Source organism: Chryseobacterium sp. CG10_8 (assembly GCF_058117085.1).
Genome location: NZ_JBYVEB010000006.1, coordinates 19758 through 39267, shown reverse-complemented (window position 1 = coordinate 39267; position 19510 = coordinate 19758). Strand labels below are relative to the sequence as shown.

Below are 19510 nucleotides of genomic sequence, written 5' to 3'. Positions count from 1 at the left end.
AGGAACCTTTGTATTTTTACAAGATGAAAAATGAATTTAATCCTAAAGAATATCAATTGCAGGATATTCTTTTCGTTTTTGCATTAGAATCTGAAGCACAGCATTATTTTGATGATTGCAATACCGTTTTCACAGGAATTGGTAAGGTTAATGCCACTTATGCTTTAACAAAATATCTTCAGAATCATCGACCTAAATTAATCGTAAATCTTGGAACCGCAGGAAGTGTGGACTTTAAAAGGGGCGAATTGGTATGTTGTACGCAATTCATTCAGAGGGATATGGATGTGACGCCTTTGGGTTTTGCAAAATATAAAACACCATTTTCTAATGAAGATATTATTTTATCTTACGGCATGAAAATGAATGGGTTACAAGAGTCTATTTGTGGAACGGGCGACCATTTTGAAACCGCACATTCAACAGATGCCTATCATGTTCTTGACATGGAAGCTTATGCTTTAGCTTTGGTAGCACAGCGCGAAAATATTCCTTTTATGAGCATCAAATATATTTCGGATGGAGCTGATGATGAAGCGGCTGCAGATTGGACGGAGCAAGTAAAATTAGCAGCAAAAGAACTTAGAAAATTATTCTAAGATTCTCCTGCTTCTGCCAATTGTTTGTATTTTCCTTTACTCTTTCTAATTCGACAGCTGACAACTTTATATTCTGGACAAAGCGCCTCGGTACAGTGTTCATCAGAAGTGATAATATTGAGCATGATTTCTGGGAAATGAAAAGTCGAACTTAAGATTCCGGGTTTCATTTCTTTGGATATTTTGGCTTTGATATCTACTTTTCCGCGTGGTGATTCTACACAAACAAAATCGCCATCTGCAATTCCTTCTTTTTGAGCATCATCAGGATTAATGAGTAAAACATCTTCGGTTAAGATTTCGACATTTCCTGTCCTTCGGGTCATTGCGCCACAATTGTAATGTTCCAACTCTCTGTTAGTGGTAATAATGTATGGGTAATCTTTTCCATGCTTTTCCACTTCTCGACTTTCTTCAAAATTCTTGAAAGTGAATTGCCCTTTTCCACTTTTGAAACCGTCAATATGAAGCATTTTGGTATCCGTTCCATCAGGTGCAACCGGCCATTGTTTCCCATTTCCTTCGAGGTTTTCCCAAGTGACTCCAGCAAAGAATGGAACGATCTGAGAAATCTCCTCCAACATTCCTTTTGCTGAATATGCTGGTTGAGGATAACCCATTTTGTTCATGATGTCAATGATAATTTGGCCATCGGTCTTGGTTCCTTCGATGGGTTCCACCACTTTCTGAACCTTTTGGATTCGTCTTTCGCCGTTGGTAAAGGTACCTTCTTTCTCCAAAAATGAAGCTCCAGGAAGGATAACCGTTGCGTGCTTTGCCGTTTCGGTCATAAACAATTCCTGAACAATCAATAAATCCAAACTATCCAACGCCTTCATCACTTTTTGGGTGTTAGGGTCGGTCTGTACAACATCTTCACCAATCAACCAAAGTGCTTTTAAATTTCCTTCGATTGCGGCATCAAACATTTCAGGAATTTTGTATCCGATGTGCGAAGGGACAGTTCTGTTATAGAATAAATTATATTTTTCGTTGATTTCAGGGATGGTAACATCCAAATAACCAGCTCCTTGGTGAGGTTGGCAACCCATGTCTGCCGCTCCCTGAACATTATTTTGTCCTCGAAGTGGATTAACTCCAGCTCCTTTTTTTCCGATATTCCCCGTAATCATTGCTAAATCTGCAATCAACTGAACAGTAAATGTTCCTTGCATTTGCTCCGTAACACCAAGACCATGAAATTCCATGGCTGCTTTTGCTGTAGCGTAGGCAATAGAAGCTTCTCGAACTAATTCTTTTTTGACACCGGTGATTTTTTCTAATTCTTCGATATTGAGTTTTAGCACTTCAGCCTTCATCTCTTCATAACCTTCAGTTCTGTTTTCGATGAAATTTTTATCTTCCAAACCTTCAGAAATGATGTAGTAGAGCATCATGTTAAGTAATGCCACATTCGTTCCTGGACGTAGTTGCAGGTGATATTTAGCGAATTTTGCTAATTCGATTTTTCGTGGGTCAATAACGATTCCAGTTACTCCTTTTAGCATTCTTTGTTTGATTCTGGCTCCAGTTACTGGATGCGCAGCTGTTGGATTAGCTCCAATGACTAAAATACAATCGGTAAAAGCCAAATCTTCAATCGAATTGGTTGCCGCTCCCGTTCCGAAAGCGCGCTGCATTCCAAGAGCGGTAGGAGAGTGGCAGACGCGTGCACAACAGTCAATATTGTTGGTACCGATAACAGCTCTCATGAATTTTTGCATCAGGTAATTTTCTTCATTGGGTGTTCTCGCCGAAGAAATTCCTGCAATTGCATCAGGACCAGATTCAGTTTTTATTTTAGTTAAATTTTCTACAATGAAATCATAGGCTTCATCCCAACTTACTTCATCAAACTTTCCATTTCTCTTAATCATCGGACTTCGAAGTCTGTCAGGATGATTATAAAATTTGAATGCATAGCGTCCCTTCAAACAAGTGTGGCCAAGGTTGGCTTCGGCTTCGTAAGGTGCTGTAATTGAAATAATTTCCTCTCCTTTGGACGCAACACTTAGGTTACAACCTACCCCGCAATAGGTACATACTGTTCTGGTTTCTTTTTCAGGAATGATTTCTGACATTTGGAAAACATCGGTGATCGCATCTGTTGGACAAGTCTGCGAGCAGGCACCACAACTAACACAATCACTATCCATGAAATCAACGTCCATTCCTTTGATGATGTGTGCATCGTAACCACGACCAGCCATGTTGAGAACCATTTGTCCTTGAACTTCATCACAAGCTCTTACACATCGGAAACAATTGATACACATGTTAAGATTAGAGCGCATGTAAGGATGTGAAGCGTCCATCGAAAACTGATTTTTTCCAGAGTTTTCGTATCTAATTTCTTTAATTCCAATTTGTTGAACAACTTGCTGAAACTCCGTTGGTCTTTCGTCCATTTTGAAACGCTCTTCCTCAGGCAAGTCCGAAAGTACTAATTCCATAATGTTTTTTCGCAATTGCTTGATATTGTCCGAGTCTGGATAAAGGTACATGTTCGCTGAGACTGGCGAATGACAAGAAGCCATGGCTTTGGTTCTGCCATTTTCTTCCAATGCGACATCTACGCTACAAACACGACAAGAGCCGAAGGGTTCCAAATTTGGAGCATCACAAAGTGTAGGAACGGATTGTTGTCCATGATTTCTTCGGATAAAAGATAGCATGGTTTCTCCAGCTTCGAATTCGAAAGGTTGGTTGTTGATATAGGCAATGTTGTTCATGATTCTAAATTTAACACATTGAGCGTATTTTTTTTTCAATAAATAAAAATGAATAGAAATTTGCTAACTTTTTTAGTTGGTTTCCAGTGACAGAAATTTTAAGTATTAATTTTAAGCTGCTGTCATTCTGAATGAAGAGAAGCGCAGTGAAGAATCTGTATCTTTTTGAGATTCCTCCTTCGTCGGAATGACAAATCCGAAATATCTATAACCGTCATTCAATTTTTAATTTATTTTCAGTTGAAATATTCATTTAATTCCTCTCTAAAATATTGCATCGCATTTCTCGCAGGCAATGGGATTCCGCCTCCATGTGCGCAAAGAGAGCCTTGTTGTAGTGTATTCAGCAAATCTTCAAAAAGCATTTTGTTAATTGGTTTCTGATGTTGAGTTGCAGATTCTAACATTTCATGGGTTCTTTTGGTTCCCAATCGGCAAGGGAAACATTTTCCACAGCTTTCGAATGCGGCAAATTCAAATAAATGTTCTAAATATTTAATCATTGGAAAATCCTTTGGAATGCATACAATTGAAGCATGACCCAATAAGAAACCTTCTTTTGCAAATGTTTCGAAATCAATTGATAAGCTCGAAATTTTTTCAACAGGAACAATTCCCCCAAGTGGACCTCCAATATGTAGGGCCTTGACTTCTTCACGAAAACCACCGCCCAATTCGTAAATAACTTTTTCAAGAGAGGTACCCATTTCGACTTCGACAATTCCTGGCTTGTTGAAATAACTATCTAATGAAATCAATTTGGTTCCGGTAGATTTTTCGGTTCCTAATTCAGCGAAGCTTATTCCAGAATTTTTAAAAATCCAAGGAATGGCAGCTAAGGTTTCTACATTATTGACGATGGTAGGTTTCAGAAATAATCCTTGCTGTGTTGGAAATGGAGGACGAGTTCTCACCTCTGGTCTTTGTCCTTCGATGGCATTAATCAAAGCCGTTTCTTCTCCACAAATATATGCTCCTTGTGCTTTAATCACCTTGAAGTTAAATGAAAATCCAGAATTGAGAATGTTTTCTCCAAGCAATTGATTTTCATACAATTCTTTGATGGCATTTTGCGCAATTTCTATAGCTTCTGGATATTCGGCTCGGATAAAAGGAATACCCCAGTTGGCACCAGTGCAATATCCTGCGACAAGCATCCCAAATAGAACGGCGAAAGGACGTTCTTCTAATAAATATCGGTCAGAGAAAGCACCAGGATCTCCTTCGTCAGCATTACAGATGATAAATTTATCGTCGGAAACTTCATTTTTGCAACTTTCCCATTTGATGGCTGCGGGAAAACCAGCTCCACCACGTCCGCGAATATGAGAATCTTTAACTTCTTGTAAAACAGATTCTGGCGTTTTTGAAAACAAATCCTGAAGCAAAGTTCGGAATTCTTCAACACCATTGAACTCGGAAGTTAGCAATTGAAAATCGCTGGTTATGTTGTACTTTCCGTTTTGATTGGTATTGCTTTTATTGATGATTTCTTCTAAATGATGGATGCTGTCACCTGAATAATTTTTCCCATGATAATGAAAAGATGAATTCTCATGACAACGACCAAGACAGGTCATGTGTCCAATTTTTTCTGCATCGAAATGTTTTGACACCTCTTCGGAAACCTTATCCTGAGTTCCTGCGCAAAGACATGCAGAACCATTACAGACATAGATTTCTTTTCCTTGATTTTCTGGTTTCATGAAATCATACGCTGTAATACTTCCGTAAGTATTGGCGTCACCCATTAGAAATTCTTCGGCGAGTTGATGAAAGTGTTCTTTGGTGGGAGTCCCTCCATCTTCGACAGCTTCCTTTCCCATCAAATCGAATAAACTTCTTTGCATTCCTTTTCGTCCGGAAAGCGCACTTAGGTTTTTGGACATTTTCAAAACTTTTTAGAAATGGAAAGTTAAGAAAAAAAATGAACGATAAAAGCGCTTTCCGAAAAAGGAAAGAGCAGAATGACTGAAAAAAGGTTAAGAATTAAGAATAGCTCCCAAATCTTGAAGATATTCGTGAGCGGTCAAATCAAATTTTACCGGAACAACAGAGATGTAACCATTGCTCAACGCATTTTCATCAGCATCCTCTCCTTCATCCATATTGTTGAAATAACCAGTCAGCCAATAGTATTTTTTCCCGTGAGGATTAATTCGTTCGTCAAAACTTTCTTCCCATTTGGCGTTGGCTTGTCGACAGACTTTAATGCCTTTAATTTCTTCTTTTTTGAGTTTAGGAATGTTCACATTAAGTACAATTCCCTTTGGAAGAGGGTTCTCCAGAGTTTTCAAAACAATATTCTGGATAAATTCTTTTGCTTGCGAAAAATCTGCGTCCCAACTAAAATCCAAAAGCGAAAATCCAATGGCTTGTAATCCTTCGACACCGGCTTCGACTGCAGCAGACATAGTTCCAGAATAGATAACATTAATCGAAGAGTTGGCTCCGTGATTGATTCCAGAAACCACGATGTCTGGTTTTCTGGTTAATATTTTGTCCAGTGCAAATTTAACACAATCAACAGGAGTTCCGCTCAAAGCATAATCTTTTTGCGGGCCATCCAAATTAATTTCTTCAAACGTTAAAGTAGAATTAATGGTGATTGCATGCCCTTTTCCGCTTTGAGGCGAATTGGGAGCAACAACCACAACTTCTCCAAGCTCGTTCATGAAGTTGATTAAATTTCTTATTCCTGGAGCGGTAATTCCGTCATCATTGGTTACCAAAATCAAAGGCCTTTGCATAATTAAGTTTTTTACAAAATTAAATTAAAAGTTTGAGTTCTCTTTTCAATAAGGTATTAATTTTGTTACTTCGTATATTTGTAACAAAACAAAACTAATAACATACATATCCAGTTTAAAATTTAAAGAATTATGTTGAAAAATTTCAAAATCAATAAATTATTGTTATTCATACCATTAACCAGTTTAATGTTCTGCTTCAACTCGCCTCAAGACGATGATGAGAAGATGAGAACCATTATGGTGAGTGTAAAGAATACATTGTCCTACTTACATTATAATCCAAAGCCAATCAATGATGCTTATTCTCAGGAAGTGTACAAGAAGTACTTCGAAATGATTGACCCTGCAAAAAGGTTCTTTCAACAGTCAGACATGGACGAATTCAGTAAGTACAATACAAAATTAGATGATTACATCAATCAAGGAGACCTTGCGTTTTTTAAATTAACCAATGCTCGAATTCACCAGAGAATGGATGAGGTGGACACCATGACGAAGGAAATCTTAAGCAAGCCGATCAATTTAGATGAAGAGGATATCATTATCTTGGACCCAGACAATAAAAAAGCACCTGCTAACAAACAGGAGCAGTATAACGAGTGGAAAAGATATATCAAATACAATATTCTACAAGAGATTGAAACGTTGAACAGCAAAGAGGAATCTCAAAAGAAAAAGAAAGATTCTTTTCAGAAAAACGGGTTGAAGGATACTGTTAAAGTACAAATTCTAACTCAAGAACAGAAAAGAACTAAGGCTACCCAAGAGGTTAAAGATTTGATGTCTGATATGTTCCGAAGAGTGAAAAAGGTAAAAGACATGGATTGGTTTTCTCGTTACATGAATGCCTATGCTGAAGTTTTTGACCCTCACACCAGCTACTTTTCACCAAAAGATAAGGAAGATTTCGACGTTAATTTCACAGGAACAGTAATCGGTATCGGTGCTATTATTCAGGAAAAGAAAGGATATCTTTATTTGGGTCAATTGACGATAGGTGCCCCAGCTTGGAAATCTAAACAGCTTTCTGAAGGAGACAAAATATTAAAAGTTGTTTCCAAACCAGGAGAAGACCCCATCAATGTTGTGGGAATGCTTTCTGATGAAGCAGTACGTTATATTAGAGGAGGAAAAGGAGTTCCTGTAACATTGACCGTTCAGAAAAGTGATGGAACCATCAAAGACGTAACCATGATTAGAGAGGAGGTTTCCATTGAAGATACGTATGCGAAGAGTATTATCATTAATTCTCCTAATGGGAAAAAATATGGATTGATAGACCTTCCAGGATTTTATGTTGACTTCGAACATCCAGAAAAAAATAATGCATCTGATGATTTGAAAAGAGAATTATTAAAACTTAAAGCTCAAAATGTAGAAGGAATTGTCCTTGACTTAAGAAATAATGGAGGAGGTTCTTTGACAGAAGTTGGCGATATTATGGGATTGTTCATGAAGGCAGGTCCATACGTACAAGTGAAAAACGGAAATGGAAAAATCGAAACCCTGAAGAACAAAACCAACGAACCTGTTTGGACGGGACCATTGGTGATTATGCAAAATGAGCTTTCGGCTTCGGCTTCTGAAATTTTAGCAGGAGTGATGCAAGATTACGGAAGAGCCGTGATTCTTGGTTCACCACATTCTTTTGGAAAAGGGACGGTTCAGACATTTGTTGACCTTAATCGTTTTCTAAGTACAAGTGATGATTTTGGTTCTTTAAAGTTAACAATTCAGAAGTTTTATAGAATTACTGGAGAATCAACACAAAGAGAGGGGATTGTTTCTGATGTCAAGATGGAAGACTTTTTATCTTATGCAGAAGTAGGAGAGAAATATGACGATTATGCATTAGCTTGGGATAAGATCACCCCTTCCAAATTTGAAAAAGTAGGTAATATTAACTCTGCCGAATTAGCAAAAGCAAGTGCAGCACGTTTAGCAACTAACACCAACTACCAATTGCTTCAAGAGTCTGCCAAGTGGAAAGAAAATCTTGATAAAGAGAAATCACTTCCTCTTAACCAGCAAAAGTTTTTTGCTTTGATGAAAGAAAGAAAGGGACAAATCAAAAAATTCGAAAGCCTAGACAAGTACAATAATGGACTTAATTTCATCGAGTATGTAGAAGAAATTGAAAGAGGAAAAACGGACGAAGCTTTCAAAAAGAAATCAGAAAATTGGATTAAAAAGCTAAAAAGAGATGTCTATCTCCAAGAAGCAATTACCATTGTAGAGATGATTAAAGCTTAATAAATAAACTACAGGACAATGAAGGATAATGTACAAAATCTTACACAAGACGTGGGCAACACCTTCAAAGAATTTCTAGAATTTCAGATTTTCTCACTGGGGAAATATTCTTTGTCCGTTTATGAGGTTTTAGCTGCGGTATTGATTGTCCTTCTTGGTATCTTCATTTCCAAAGTTACCAAGCGATTTATTTATCGTTCGGAGAAGATTGATGTTGGGAAGAAGTTCGCTTTTTCCCAAATCTTAAGATACATCATTATTATCATCACCTTTTTCTTGGCGATGAAATCATTGGGAGTTAATATATCTCCTATCTTGGTAGGTTCAGGAGCATTGTTGGTTGGAGTTGGGCTGGGATTACAGAATCTTTTTTTAGATTTTATTTCGGGAGTAATTATACTTATCGATCGCTCCGTAAGAGTCGGTGACGTTGTGGATTTGGATGGAATTATCGGTAAAGTTGAAGAAATCAAAATCAGAACAACGACCATCATCACTCGTGATAACAAGAGCATGATTTTCCCAAACTCGGTTTTGACAAAAGACAAATTGATTAACTTTTCACACAATGAGGAAATCGTGCGTTTCAATGTAGATGTTGGGGTTCATTATGATTCGGATATGGATTTGGTCGAAAAACTTCTGATTGAAGCAGCGAAAGAACATCCAGAAGTCTATCAAGAGAGAGAGCCTATTGTGAGTCTGGAAAGCTTTGGAGATAGCTCATTGAATATGAGCTTGTATTATTTCTCCACCAGTCTTTTTTCAGCACCGAGAATACGAAACGAAATTAGAAGGGCGATTTTGGACAAGTTTCGGAAAAACGGAGTCATTATTCCGTATCCAATTAGGACACTGGAACTTCCTCCCAATACAGTAATAAAAAAAGAGAGCAATTAATTTTGCTCTCTTTTTTATTTGTCATTTTATGCTAAACATCCGACTCAAAAAATTTTAGTTGAAGTCAAATATATAGTCAAATCTATTTAAAATGTTATGCTGACGAAGGAAGCATCTATATAGATTCTTCGACTCCACTTCAGAACTTCGTTCGCAGACCTTCAGTCTGTGCTCAGAACGACAAACAAGTATATCATGACAAATTATTAAGATTTAACTATATTGGTTGGGATCACAGTATTTTCAAGTGTTTATTTAATCTCAATGCAACCCACTCTTCCTCCAGCATTGCCTGTTGGTTGAGTTTTGAAGTCATCTTCTTTTGCATGGATGATAATTGATTTTCCAATGACATTTTTGGTAGCATCTTCACAACCAAGACACCATTTATCTGTCTTGAAAGTCAGTTTTGCGTTTCCGTTTTCGTCTGCAGTTAGATTTCCGATATCACCCATATGAAAAGCATGAGAATCCCATTTTCCGTGGTCATGTGACGTAGGATTCCAGTGACCACCAGCAGAACTTCCATCTGCAGCAGAACAATCACCTTTTTCATGAACATGCGCAGCATGAATTCCAGGCGTAAGTTTATGTACGGTCATTTCTAAAGTAACGGTATTTCCTTTTTGAGTGAATTTTGCCGTTCCTTCGGTTTCAGTTCCGCTTTTCGCGATAATCGTATAGGTCTTTGATGTTGAACAAGAGGTTGTTAGTATCGCCACCAAAACAGCGAGTACATAGATTGTATTTTTCATGATTGAATAATTTTCAAAATTATGCAATAAAATTAGTGATTATTATTCAATCTAAAAATTAGGGACATTTATAGATGGACATGTTATAACGATTCAGTTGCGATAATAGACCTTTCGGTAGAATTGGTTTTGAAATGAAAATGCTAAACAACTACATTTGCCTCAATAATGATACGAACATGAACACGAAATTGACATTTGGAGTCTTGATGATTTTTGCCTTTCAGGTTTTCCTTTCGCAAGTTGTTGTTTCTGGTAAAGTTACACAGAAAAACAAGGGATTGAAAGATATTAATGTGACGCTCAAAGATACTTACGACGGAGCAACGACTGATGATGAAGGCAATTTTAAATTCGAGACATCGGAAACGGGTGAACATGTTTTGATTTTTTCTCATCCTAAATACAATGAAGTCGAGAAAGGCATCACTTTAGACGGAAAACCTGTCCAAGTCAATGTAGAAATGAAGGAAATGTACAACGAAATTGATGCAGTGGTGGTGAGTGCAGGTTCCATTGAAGCCAGTGACAAAAAAAGAGCTACGGCTTTGTTGACGCCTATTGATATCTATACAACAGCAGGAGCCGACGCTCAAATTACTTCTGCCTTAAGTACACTTCCAGGAGTCCAAAAAGTCGGCGAGTCGGAGGGCCTTTTCGTAAGAGGAGGAACTGGTTCTGAAGCCAAATTTTTCATGGACGGTTCTTTGGTCAATAACTTTTTCACCAATTCGGTTCCGGGAATTCCTGGAAGAGAAAGGCTTAATACTTCTTTGTTTAAGGGAAATGTTTTTTCCAGTGGTGGTTATTCGGCGTTGTATGGACAAGCTTTGTCTGCGGTTCTTGCGTTAGAAAGTGTGGATTTGCCTGACCAAACATCGATGGATTTTGGGATTTCGCCCATCTTTTTAAGCGGAGCTTACCAACATGTTAACGAAAAGAAGACAGCTTCCTATGGAATTTCAGCAGGTTATAGCAACCTCGAAATCATGACCAAATTGCTGAATTTCAATACAGATTTTAGACAAGTTCCGTCAAGCTTGGGAGGTGACTTTAATTTCAGAATCAAAAATAAGAAAGGCGGAATGTTGAAGTATTATGGAAGTTACGATAGCAACAAATTTGGTGTAGAAAATCCGAGTTTAGATTATGATAATCAAATAGATGTAAGTTCAATTGATGGACATAACACATTTCATAATTTGTCCTTCAAACAAAAATTTGGAAAGTACTTAGTCAATGTTGGAACAAGCTTTTCGTATAACAATGCTGATTTGGGATTGGAAGCAGAGCAGAATGACGTTCCTGTTTTCAAAAATAATATTGACACCAAAGGAACTTATTTCAATTCCAAAGCTGTTGTAGAACGAAATATCATTCGAAATATTAAAATTAGAGGAGGTCTTGAAAACCAGTTCACCAATGAAAAGACAGAGGTTTCTGCCTACAACCAGACACAAGATTACAAAGATGATATTTTTGCAGGTTTTGCCGAAACAGACATTTCTTTGGGTAATCATTTTTCAACAAAAATCGGAGCAAGGACAGAACGTTCTTCGGCTCTTGACCAATGGAATATTGCGCCAAGGTTTGCGATGGCTTATCAATTTTCTCCAACTTGGACGACTTCTTTTGCTTATGGAATTTTTTATCAAAATCCCGAAAATCAATATTACAATCCCAATTATAAGGGTGATTTTCAAAAGGCCGATCACTATATTTTGCAAGTGCAGAGGCAATCAGAAGGAAGAAGCCTTCGATTGGAAGCCTATTACAAAAACTATGATGAATTAACGAAAACAAGCAACAGCACAACCCACCCGATTGCGGTAAGCAATGCAGGATATGGATATGCGAAAGGAATCGAATTATTTTGGAGAGACAAAAAAAGTTTGAAGAATATAGATTACTGGATTTCTTATTCTTACCTCGATTCAGAAAGAGATTTCTTAAATTATTCCCAAAGCCTGTTTCCAAGTTTCGCAGCAAAACATACGCTTTCGGTGGTAGCTAAAAAATTTGTAACGGACTGGAAGACAGGATTCAATCTTTCATATAACTATAACAGCGGACGACCATATTACTTCTTTGCTAATTATAATGGAAACACGATGTTACAAACAAGAGGGGTCGTAAAGGACTATAACTCTCTTAATTTTAGCGTCAATTATCTTCCGAATTTAGGAAAGAAAGATGCAAAAGCATTTACTGTTTTGGTGTTTTCAGTGAGCAATATTTTAGGTTTCAAAAATGAGTATGGTTATAACTTTTCATATGATGGAATGAAGGCGTCACCGATTCTTCCGACGGCTAATACTTTTGTTTTTGTGGGAGCATTTATAAGCTTTGGTGTTGACAGAACGCAAGAAGCCATTAATAATAATTTGTAACAACTCAGCTTGATAAAATGACGATTCGGTTAATTATTTGATAACCGAAAATATAAACAGACTATCTTTGAAATATAATTTTAATAATAAAAAGAAATAGATATGAAAAAAGGACTTTTAACATTAGCAATCGTTTTGTCCTCTTTGGCTTTTGGACAAAGTGCTTACGAGAAGGCAATGACAGATAAAATTGCAAAAATCGAAACTTGTAAATCACCAGATGAGTTTCAAGCATTAGCTAATGATTTTGACAGAATTAGCACGAAAGAAGCAACTTGGCAGGCTTATTATTATGCAGCTTTTGCTCAAATTCAGAAAGGGAGATTGTTAATGAGAGAAGGCAAAACCAGCGGGTTAGATGATGTTGCAGCAGCAGCTCAAAAATATGCTGATGTTGCAATGGAAAAGGAACCCAATAATGCAGAAAATTATATTCTGGTGAAGATGATTCATTCGCTAAAGATGATGGTTAATCCTCAGCAAAGATTTATGACAGAAGGAATTGCTGCAACCGAAGCGTTGAATAAGGCTGAATCAATCGACCCAACCAATCCAAGAATTACTTTATTAAGAGCTGAAGATACGTATTTCACTCCAGCCCAATTTGGAGGAAGCAAGGAAAAAGGTTTAGAACTTTTCCAAGAAGCACTGAAGAAATACGAAACGTTCAAGCCCAAGACTGCGTTAGACCCTAATTGGGGAAAAGCAGAAGCCGAATATTTTCTTGTGAATAAACCATAGGATTTGTATCAAAATAATATGTGACCCTTTCTAAAGAATTTTAGGAAGGGTTTTTCTTTGTTAACGGTAATTTAGATAGTTTGAAGACCGCTTTTAGAATCATTTTGACGGTTCGGTTATCGAAAACGACGACTCGGTCGAAATTTATTTTGTTTCCAATGAAATGAACTTACCTTTGAAAAAGAATTTTAGACATGAATAGAAAAAGTTTAATTACCCTCATTTGGATTTCCGTCATAACAGGCTTGTTCTTTTTTTTCGGTTTTGATGGAGAAAAAAATATTCTGAATGCTGTTTTGTCGATTGCGATTGCAGTATTATATAGTTTTCCGATAGCGATAGGAAACGGTTTTGTCAATGATTTTCTAAACAAAAAATATTCTTGGGTTGACCAGACCAGAACGAGAGTGATTTTGGGAATCATTGGGATAGTCTTAGTTAATACGGTGATGGTTTTAGCTATTAATTATGTCAATTTTATTCTTTGGCAAAAAGCTGACCCGACTAAGTTTTTTACTGGAAAAATGGGTGCCGCTAACTGGATTATGCTTAACATTACTTTGCTGATTTCTGCTATTTTGCACGCCAAAGGATTTATGGAAGAATGGAAAAAAGCAACCAAAACTGAAGTCACAGAACAGAGGATTATTGCCAAATCAGCCAATGCGCAATTTGAGAGTTTGAGGAACCAATTAGACCCGCATTTTTTGTTCAATTCTTTGAATGTTTTAAGTTCTTTAATTGACGAAAATCCTGATCAAGCGCAGAAGTTTACTTCCTCAATGTCAAAGATTTACAGATACGTTTTGGAGCAAAAGGATAAAGAATTGGTGACGGTGGAAGAAGAACTAGATTTTGCGAAAACCTATTGCGAACTTTTAAAGACCAGATTTGAGGACAGCGTCAATTTCGAATTTGAAGTTTCTGAAGAAGATAAGAAGGGTTTTGTTGTTCCACTGTCTCTTCAATTGTTATTAGAAAACAGCATTAAGCATAATCACGCCACATCATCGAAACCATTGAGTATCAAAATATTTTCAGAGTACGGGTTTCTTTGCATCGAAAATAATTTACAACAAAGAGAACTTCCGAACGACAGAAAAGGAATAGGATTAGAAAACATTGTACAACGTTATAGCTTGATTACTGACAGAAACGTATTTATCAACAAAACAGGAGATTATTTTAAAGTAAAAATACCCGTATTAACAGAAAAACTTACCATTATGAACACTAATAAAACTACAGATTCGAGAGCATATGCAAAAGCAGCCAGAAGAGTAAAAGAACTAAAAGGGTTTTACGGAAATTTTGCCTCTTATTGTATCGTAATATCATTTTTGTTTTTTGTGAATTGGAGGACATCACCAGAATATTGGTGGGCTTTCTGGCCAATGTTCGGATGGGGAATCGGATTGACAGCTCATGCTGTACGAGTTTTTGGGATTGGAAGCAATTGGGAAGAAAGGCAAATCCAAAAATACATGAAACAGGAGGAAGAAATTCAGAAAAAATGGAAATAATTATAGGAGAGCAATTAAATTAAGTCAATTTTTATGGAAACAAACAATCAAATAAAGTACTTGAGAGCAAAGAAAAGAGTTCGTCAAGTGAAAGGATTCTACATTCATGCTACAGTATTTGTCTTGGTTAATCTTATGATTATTCTTTTGAAAATATTAAAAACCGATAACATAGAAATACATGATTCGTGGGGAATGGTGCTTTGGGGAGTTGGCCTTTTTATACATGGACTAACAGTTTTTCTTCCTAATTTTTTCTTGGGAAGCGATTGGGAGGAGCGAAAAATCCGCGAAATCATGGATAAAAATAAATAATTACTTTTGTTGTAGTCTCGCTTAATAGTAGTAAAACTTCGCTTCATTGTTAGGGTGGTTAAATTTGTAAAATTTTGACGAGGCAGAGAAAAATATGAAAAAAATTTTACTCATCGCATTCTCAATTCTTAGCGCAACTGTTTTTGCTCAGAACTCAAATAAAATTTTTGTCTTGGATATTGATAATTTCTGGACAGCTTTTGATAGTATTCAGACGACAAATAACTTTACGGAAAAACTGGATTATATTAACAGACTTTACATTGATAAAGGGACAAAGGGACTAAAAGCCTTCATGGAAGCACGAAATTATAATGATAGCATGTATGTGGGGCTGATTGAGGAAAAGCCAAAGTTTTGGAAATCAATACGAGCAAATACATTATCCATTAAGAATAAAACCACCGAACTTGATAAGGCGGTAGAAAACCTAAAGAGGCTATATCCCGAACTTCAAAATGCTGAAATGTATTTCACGATTGGAGGGTTGCGTTCAGGAGGAACTGTTAAAGACAATATGGTGTTAGTCGGCGCAGAAATAGCGACAGGAAATGCAAGTGTTGACATGAGCGAGTTTGAAAACGATTGGTTAAAGAATGTCTTCGCCAAACAGTCTTTGGATAATATCGTTTACCTCAAAATTCACGAATACATTCATACACAACAAGCGGGTAATGGGAATACTGTTCTAAGTCGAAATATTTCTGAAGGCGCTTGTGATTTTATTGCAGAATTAGTCCTTGAAAAACCCATTTCAACTCAATACCTAACTTATGGACGAGCTCATTACGAGGAAGTTAAAAGAGAGTTTAAAAAAGAAATGTTCACCAATAATTTTTCCAATTGGATATATAATGGTGGTAGAAAAGGAGATAAAGCGGATTTAGGGTATTTTATCGGATACGAAATTTGCAAATCCTATTATGAAAATGCAAAAGACAAATCACAGGCTGTAAAAGATATTATCGAACTGAAGTTAGATGACGACAAGGCAGTGGAAGATTTTTTGATGAGGTCCAAATTCTTTAAAGAAAGAATTATTAAAGAAAAAATCATCAAGGATTACACAAAAAATCAACCCCGAATTGTAAAGATCGAGACGTTCGAAAATGGAGCAATTAATGTTAATTCGGATTTGAAGGAGATCAAAATTACTTTTTCAAAGAAAATGTTAACAGATAGTTTTTCAATTAGTTATTCTGAAAAAGGAAAAGAAAGTTTCCCTATAACCAAAGTTGTGGGTTTTGAAAATAATGATATGACTATTGTTCTTGGCGTTGATTTAAAACCGAATAAAGAATATGAGTTTGTTGTGACCAACAAGGGCTTTAAATCCAAAGAAGGTTATCCTCTTTTAGACAAAGAATTCCTTGTAAAATTTAAAACTAAATAATTGCAAATTAATGATAAAAACCCTCATTATAGAAGACGAAAAGCCGTCAGCGAGAAAGCTCGCTCGTCAGTTGGAGCAGTTCGAAGACTTGGAGTTGGTTGCAATGTTGCATTCTGTAGAGGAAGGAATAGACTATTTCAACAACAATGAGCATCCTGATTTGATTTTTTCTGACATTGTTTTAGGGGACGGACTTTCCTTTGATATTTTTGAAAAAACACCAACCAAAAGTTTTATTATCTACACCACCGCATTTGATAATTACACATTAAAGGCTTTCAAGCTCAACTCTGTTGATTATCTTTTGAAACCGATTTTGGACGAGGATTTGCAATCTGCGGTGGAGAAATTTAGGTCTTTTATGCCATTAAGTCAGTCCTATAACAATTTGAATTTCAAAAAATTAATTAAGGAAGAAACACCAAAAATTTCTCGTATCGTTTCTAAAATTGGTTATAACTTGAAGGTGATTCAGACTGAGGAAATTTCTTGCTTCTATTCCGAAAACAAAATTGTGTATGCCCAAACTTCAGAACGTGCTTTTCCGACAGATTTCACTCTGGATGAGCTTGAAAGCAGCTTGGATTCTTCCAAATTTTTTAGGGTGAATCGTCAGTTTATTGTTCAGTTGGGATTGATTAAGAATATACACACCTCTCCGAACTTTAAAGTCGAAATGCAATTTCAACCCAGCGAGGAAATTACGGTAAGCAGAGATCGGGTTAAGGATTTCAAAGATTGGTTGGAGAACTAAAAAACCCTTCCGATTTCTCAGAAAGGTCTTGAGGACTATATGATTTTGTAATTATCTTTGTGCTTTAGCAGGTGTTGCTTTCACTGGTTCTGCTTTTTTGGCAGGACTGTCTTTTTTGGTGCTTTTTTGCTTTGTCTTATACTTATTGCTGTTCGCATTGTACTTATTGTACTGGTCTTTTGACAAAACTTTTTTCATTCTTGCATCGAAATCTTTGTCGCTGGTTCCTTTTTTGTCTCTTTCATCATAAAGTGACTTCACTTCTTTTTTCTGTTTTTCAGAAAGCTTAACATCGTTGTTCAAAGACTGATATTGCTGTTCGTAAGTTGCTTTTGCTTGTGTTTTAGCTGGTGCTTTTTGTGCAGACACTGACAATGCTAAAAATATACTGGCTGCTATTAATAATTTTTTCATGACTTTAATATTTAATTGTTATTTTACTATTGTGAATTTTTTATGTCTTTTATTATTTTAACTCTTCAGGAGTGTTTTCTTCCATGTCTTGGTCAAGAATAGGATCATGTTGTCTGTGTTTTCTATGATTTTCTTGATACAACTTGTATTGGTCTTCGTTTAGAATTTTCTGAACTCTTTGATCAAATTCTTGGTTGTTACCTTGAGGTGGTTGAGGCCTTTCTCCGTCTTGACCTTGAGGTTTTCTTCCTTGTCCATCTCTTGGTGGAGGTGGAGGCCCTTGTCTGTCGTTAGAACCCATTCCTCTTTGTCCGTTTTGTGGAGGTTCTGGTCTGTTGTTCTCCATTTCTGCGTCTCTTTCTTTGACGAGTTTTTCCAATTTTGATCTTTGCTTGCTGGAGATATTCAGGTTATCGAATTCTTGCATTTGCTGCTCGATGGTTGGTTTCTGTCTTTGTTTTCTTCCAGATTCATTTTCTTGAGCAGAAACACTTACTATGGCAAATAAACTTGCGATGATGATTAACTTTTTCATGACTTTAATATTTAGATTATTTCTAATTGTTATGTCAAATGTATGTCAAGTTCTGTTCCGCATCACAAGAATAATTCGGAATTGAGGTTAACGTAAAAAAAGTGTCGGTTAAAAAGTCGAACTGTTAATGAAAATTAACAAAAACCTATGCAATGACTCCACTTCCAAGCAGTTCGTCGTCAAGATACCATGCTGCAAATTGACCTTCCGCAATTGCAGATTGTGGATTTTGGAATTCGATATAGAGACCTTCTTCTAACTGATAAAGTATAGCTTTTTCCAAAGGTTGTCTATAACGGATTCTTGTCAGGACTTCCATGGACTCTCCAATTTGGAGACGCAAATCTTCTCTTACCCAATGCACTTCGGGATTGTTGATTTTGAGCGCTTTTCTATAAAGCCCAGGAAAAGAATGACCTTCACCAACGAAAAGAATATTGTTTTCCATGTCTCTTGAGATGATGAAACATGATTCTTTGTGGCCGCCAATTCCCAAACCTTTGCTTTGCCCTATGGTATAATATTGTGCACCTTGGTGTCTCCCGATGACTTTTCCGTTCGATTTTTGATATCGAATTTTGGCTGAAAGAAATTCTAATTCTTCTAATTTAGTACTAAAAGAGGGTGTTTCTCCGTGAAAACCTTCAAAATCTTTGAATATTTCTACAATTTCTCCTTCTTTGGGCTGTAGTTGTTGTTTTAGAAATTCGGGTAAGCTTACTTTTCCGATAAAGCATAATCCTTGCGAATCTTTTTTGTCGGCAGTGACCAAGTCCATCTGTTTCGCAATCTCTCTCACCTCTGGTTTGGTTAATTCACCAATTGGAAATAATGCTTTTGAAAGTTGTTTTTGGCTTAGCTGACACAGAAAGTAACTTTGGTCCTTGTTATTATCTTTCCCAGCAAGAAGTTGGTAAATTTCTTTTCCGTTGTTATCAACAAAAGAATCTAATCTCGCGTAATGACCAGTGGCTACTTTTTCTGCACCAAGAGACAATGCAGTTTCAAGAAAAACATCAAATTTTACCTCACGATTACATAATACGTCTGGATTAGGAGTTCTCCCTTTTTGATATTCATCGAACATATAATCTACGATACGTTCTTTGTAGAGTTCGCTCATATCAATTACTTGAAAAGGGATCCCAAGTTTTTGAGCGACCATTAACGCATCATTACTATCTTCAATCCACGGACATTCGTCTTCTAAAGTAACGGAAGCATCGTTCCAATTGCGCATAAAAAGGCCAATTACTTCGTGTCCTTGTTGTTGCAAAAGATATGCTGCAACGCTGGAGTCAACACCTCCAGATAAACCAACTACTATTTTCATAATTCTGTTACGCTTTCGTTAAGGGAAAGTTTTACGACTGCAAATTTACGATTTTAAGAAAGATTCTAACGTATTATAAATAAATGGTATAAATTTGGATAATAGATATCAACTAAAAAA

General features: G+C 36.5%; 16 protein-coding genes. 9 read left to right on the top strand and 7 right to left on the bottom strand.

Annotation, left to right across the window (positions count from 1 at the left end):
- Positions 1-23 precede the first annotated feature (23 nt).
- Complete coding sequence (locus tag AC4AGG_RS02280; protein WP_489770357.1) at positions 24-599, top strand: 5'-methylthioadenosine/S-adenosylhomocysteine nucleosidase family protein; 576 nt, start codon at positions 24-26, stop codon at positions 597-599.
- Here the strand turns inward: AC4AGG_RS02280 and fdhF are convergent.
- The 3 genes from fdhF to surE form a co-directional block, all read right to left on the bottom strand.
- Positions 596-3331: a formate dehydrogenase subunit alpha gene (gene fdhF, locus AC4AGG_RS02275; protein ID WP_489770356.1), complete on the bottom strand. Its 2736-nt coding sequence runs from the start codon at positions 3329-3331 to the stop codon at positions 596-598. The two genes, AC4AGG_RS02280 and fdhF, sit on opposite strands and share 4 nt — an antisense overlap.
- A 236-nt stretch (positions 3332-3567) precedes the next feature.
- Positions 3568-5220 carry an NADH-ubiquinone oxidoreductase-F iron-sulfur binding region domain-containing protein gene (locus AC4AGG_RS02270; RefSeq protein ID WP_489770355.1) on the bottom strand — a complete coding sequence of 551 codons (1653 nt, stop codon included), beginning with the start codon at positions 5218-5220 and terminating at the stop codon, positions 3568-3570.
- A gap of 93 nt (positions 5221-5313) precedes the next feature.
- On the bottom strand, positions 5314-6081 hold the full coding sequence (gene surE, locus AC4AGG_RS02265) for a 5'/3'-nucleotidase SurE (protein ID WP_489770354.1): 768 nt from the start codon (positions 6079-6081) through the stop codon (positions 5314-5316).
- 132 nt (positions 6082-6213) lie between these two features.
- Between surE and AC4AGG_RS02260 the strand changes: the two genes are divergently transcribed.
- Together AC4AGG_RS02260 and AC4AGG_RS02255 are read left to right on the top strand one after the other, a co-directional pair.
- Positions 6214-8337, top strand: coding sequence for a carboxy terminal-processing peptidase (locus tag AC4AGG_RS02260; RefSeq protein WP_489770353.1), 2124 nt, complete (start codon positions 6214-6216; stop codon positions 8335-8337).
- Positions 8338-8355: 18 nt separating this feature from the next.
- The gene (locus AC4AGG_RS02255) at positions 8356-9237 is read left to right on the top strand and encodes a mechanosensitive ion channel family protein (protein ID WP_489770352.1); all 882 of its coding nucleotides are present in this window, start codon (positions 8356-8358) and stop codon (positions 9235-9237) included.
- Between the two features lie 251 nt (positions 9238-9488).
- Here AC4AGG_RS02255 and AC4AGG_RS02250 read toward each other — a convergent pair whose 3' ends face one another.
- Positions 9489-9992, bottom strand: a complete 504-nt coding sequence (locus tag AC4AGG_RS02250) for a superoxide dismutase family protein (RefSeq protein ID WP_489770351.1) — start codon at positions 9990-9992, stop codon at positions 9489-9491.
- 179 nt (positions 9993-10171) lie between these two features.
- On the opposite strand from AC4AGG_RS02250, the gene AC4AGG_RS02245 reads away from it, so the two are divergent.
- The 6 genes from AC4AGG_RS02245 to AC4AGG_RS02220 all read left to right on the top strand — a co-directional run bounded on the left by AC4AGG_RS02245 (position 10172) and on the right by AC4AGG_RS02220 (position 17108).
- Entirely contained in the window at positions 10172-12382 is a 2211-nt protein-coding gene (locus AC4AGG_RS02245) for a TonB-dependent receptor (RefSeq protein WP_489770350.1), read from the top strand.
- A 102-nt stretch (positions 12383-12484) separates the two neighbouring features.
- A complete protein-coding gene (locus AC4AGG_RS02240; RefSeq protein WP_489770349.1) occupies positions 12485-13123 on the top strand; it encodes a hypothetical protein in 639 nt (212 codons plus the stop codon).
- Between the two features lie 194 nt (positions 13124-13317).
- A complete protein-coding gene (locus tag AC4AGG_RS02235) occupies positions 13318-14646 on the top strand; it encodes a 2TM domain-containing protein (protein ID WP_489770348.1) in 1329 nt (442 codons plus the stop codon).
- 33 nt (positions 14647-14679) lie between these two features.
- A complete protein-coding gene (locus AC4AGG_RS02230) occupies positions 14680-14961 on the top strand; it encodes a 2TM domain-containing protein (protein ID WP_489770347.1) in 282 nt (93 codons plus the stop codon).
- Between the two features lie 94 nt (positions 14962-15055).
- Positions 15056-16354: a gliding motility protein GldB-related protein gene (locus AC4AGG_RS02225; RefSeq protein ID WP_489770346.1), complete on the top strand. Its 1299-nt coding sequence runs from the start codon at positions 15056-15058 to the stop codon at positions 16352-16354.
- A gap of 10 nt (positions 16355-16364) precedes the next feature.
- Positions 16365-17108: a LytR/AlgR family response regulator transcription factor gene (locus tag AC4AGG_RS02220; RefSeq protein WP_489770345.1), complete on the top strand. Its 744-nt coding sequence runs from the start codon at positions 16365-16367 to the stop codon at positions 17106-17108.
- 51 nt (positions 17109-17159) lie between these two features.
- Here AC4AGG_RS02220 and AC4AGG_RS02215 read toward each other — a convergent pair whose 3' ends face one another.
- The 3 genes from AC4AGG_RS02215 to mnmA form a co-directional block, all read right to left on the bottom strand.
- Complete coding sequence (locus tag AC4AGG_RS02215; RefSeq protein WP_489770344.1) at positions 17160-17522, bottom strand: hypothetical protein; 363 nt, start codon at positions 17520-17522, stop codon at positions 17160-17162.
- A 52-nt stretch (positions 17523-17574) separates the two neighbouring features.
- Complete coding sequence (locus tag AC4AGG_RS02210; protein WP_489770343.1) at positions 17575-18057, bottom strand: hypothetical protein; 483 nt, start codon at positions 18055-18057, stop codon at positions 17575-17577.
- 145 nt (positions 18058-18202) lie between these two features.
- Positions 18203-19390, bottom strand: coding sequence for a tRNA 2-thiouridine(34) synthase MnmA (mnmA, locus tag AC4AGG_RS02205; RefSeq protein ID WP_489770342.1), 1188 nt, complete (start codon positions 19388-19390; stop codon positions 18203-18205).
- Between the last annotated feature and the right edge of the window lie 120 nt (positions 19391-19510).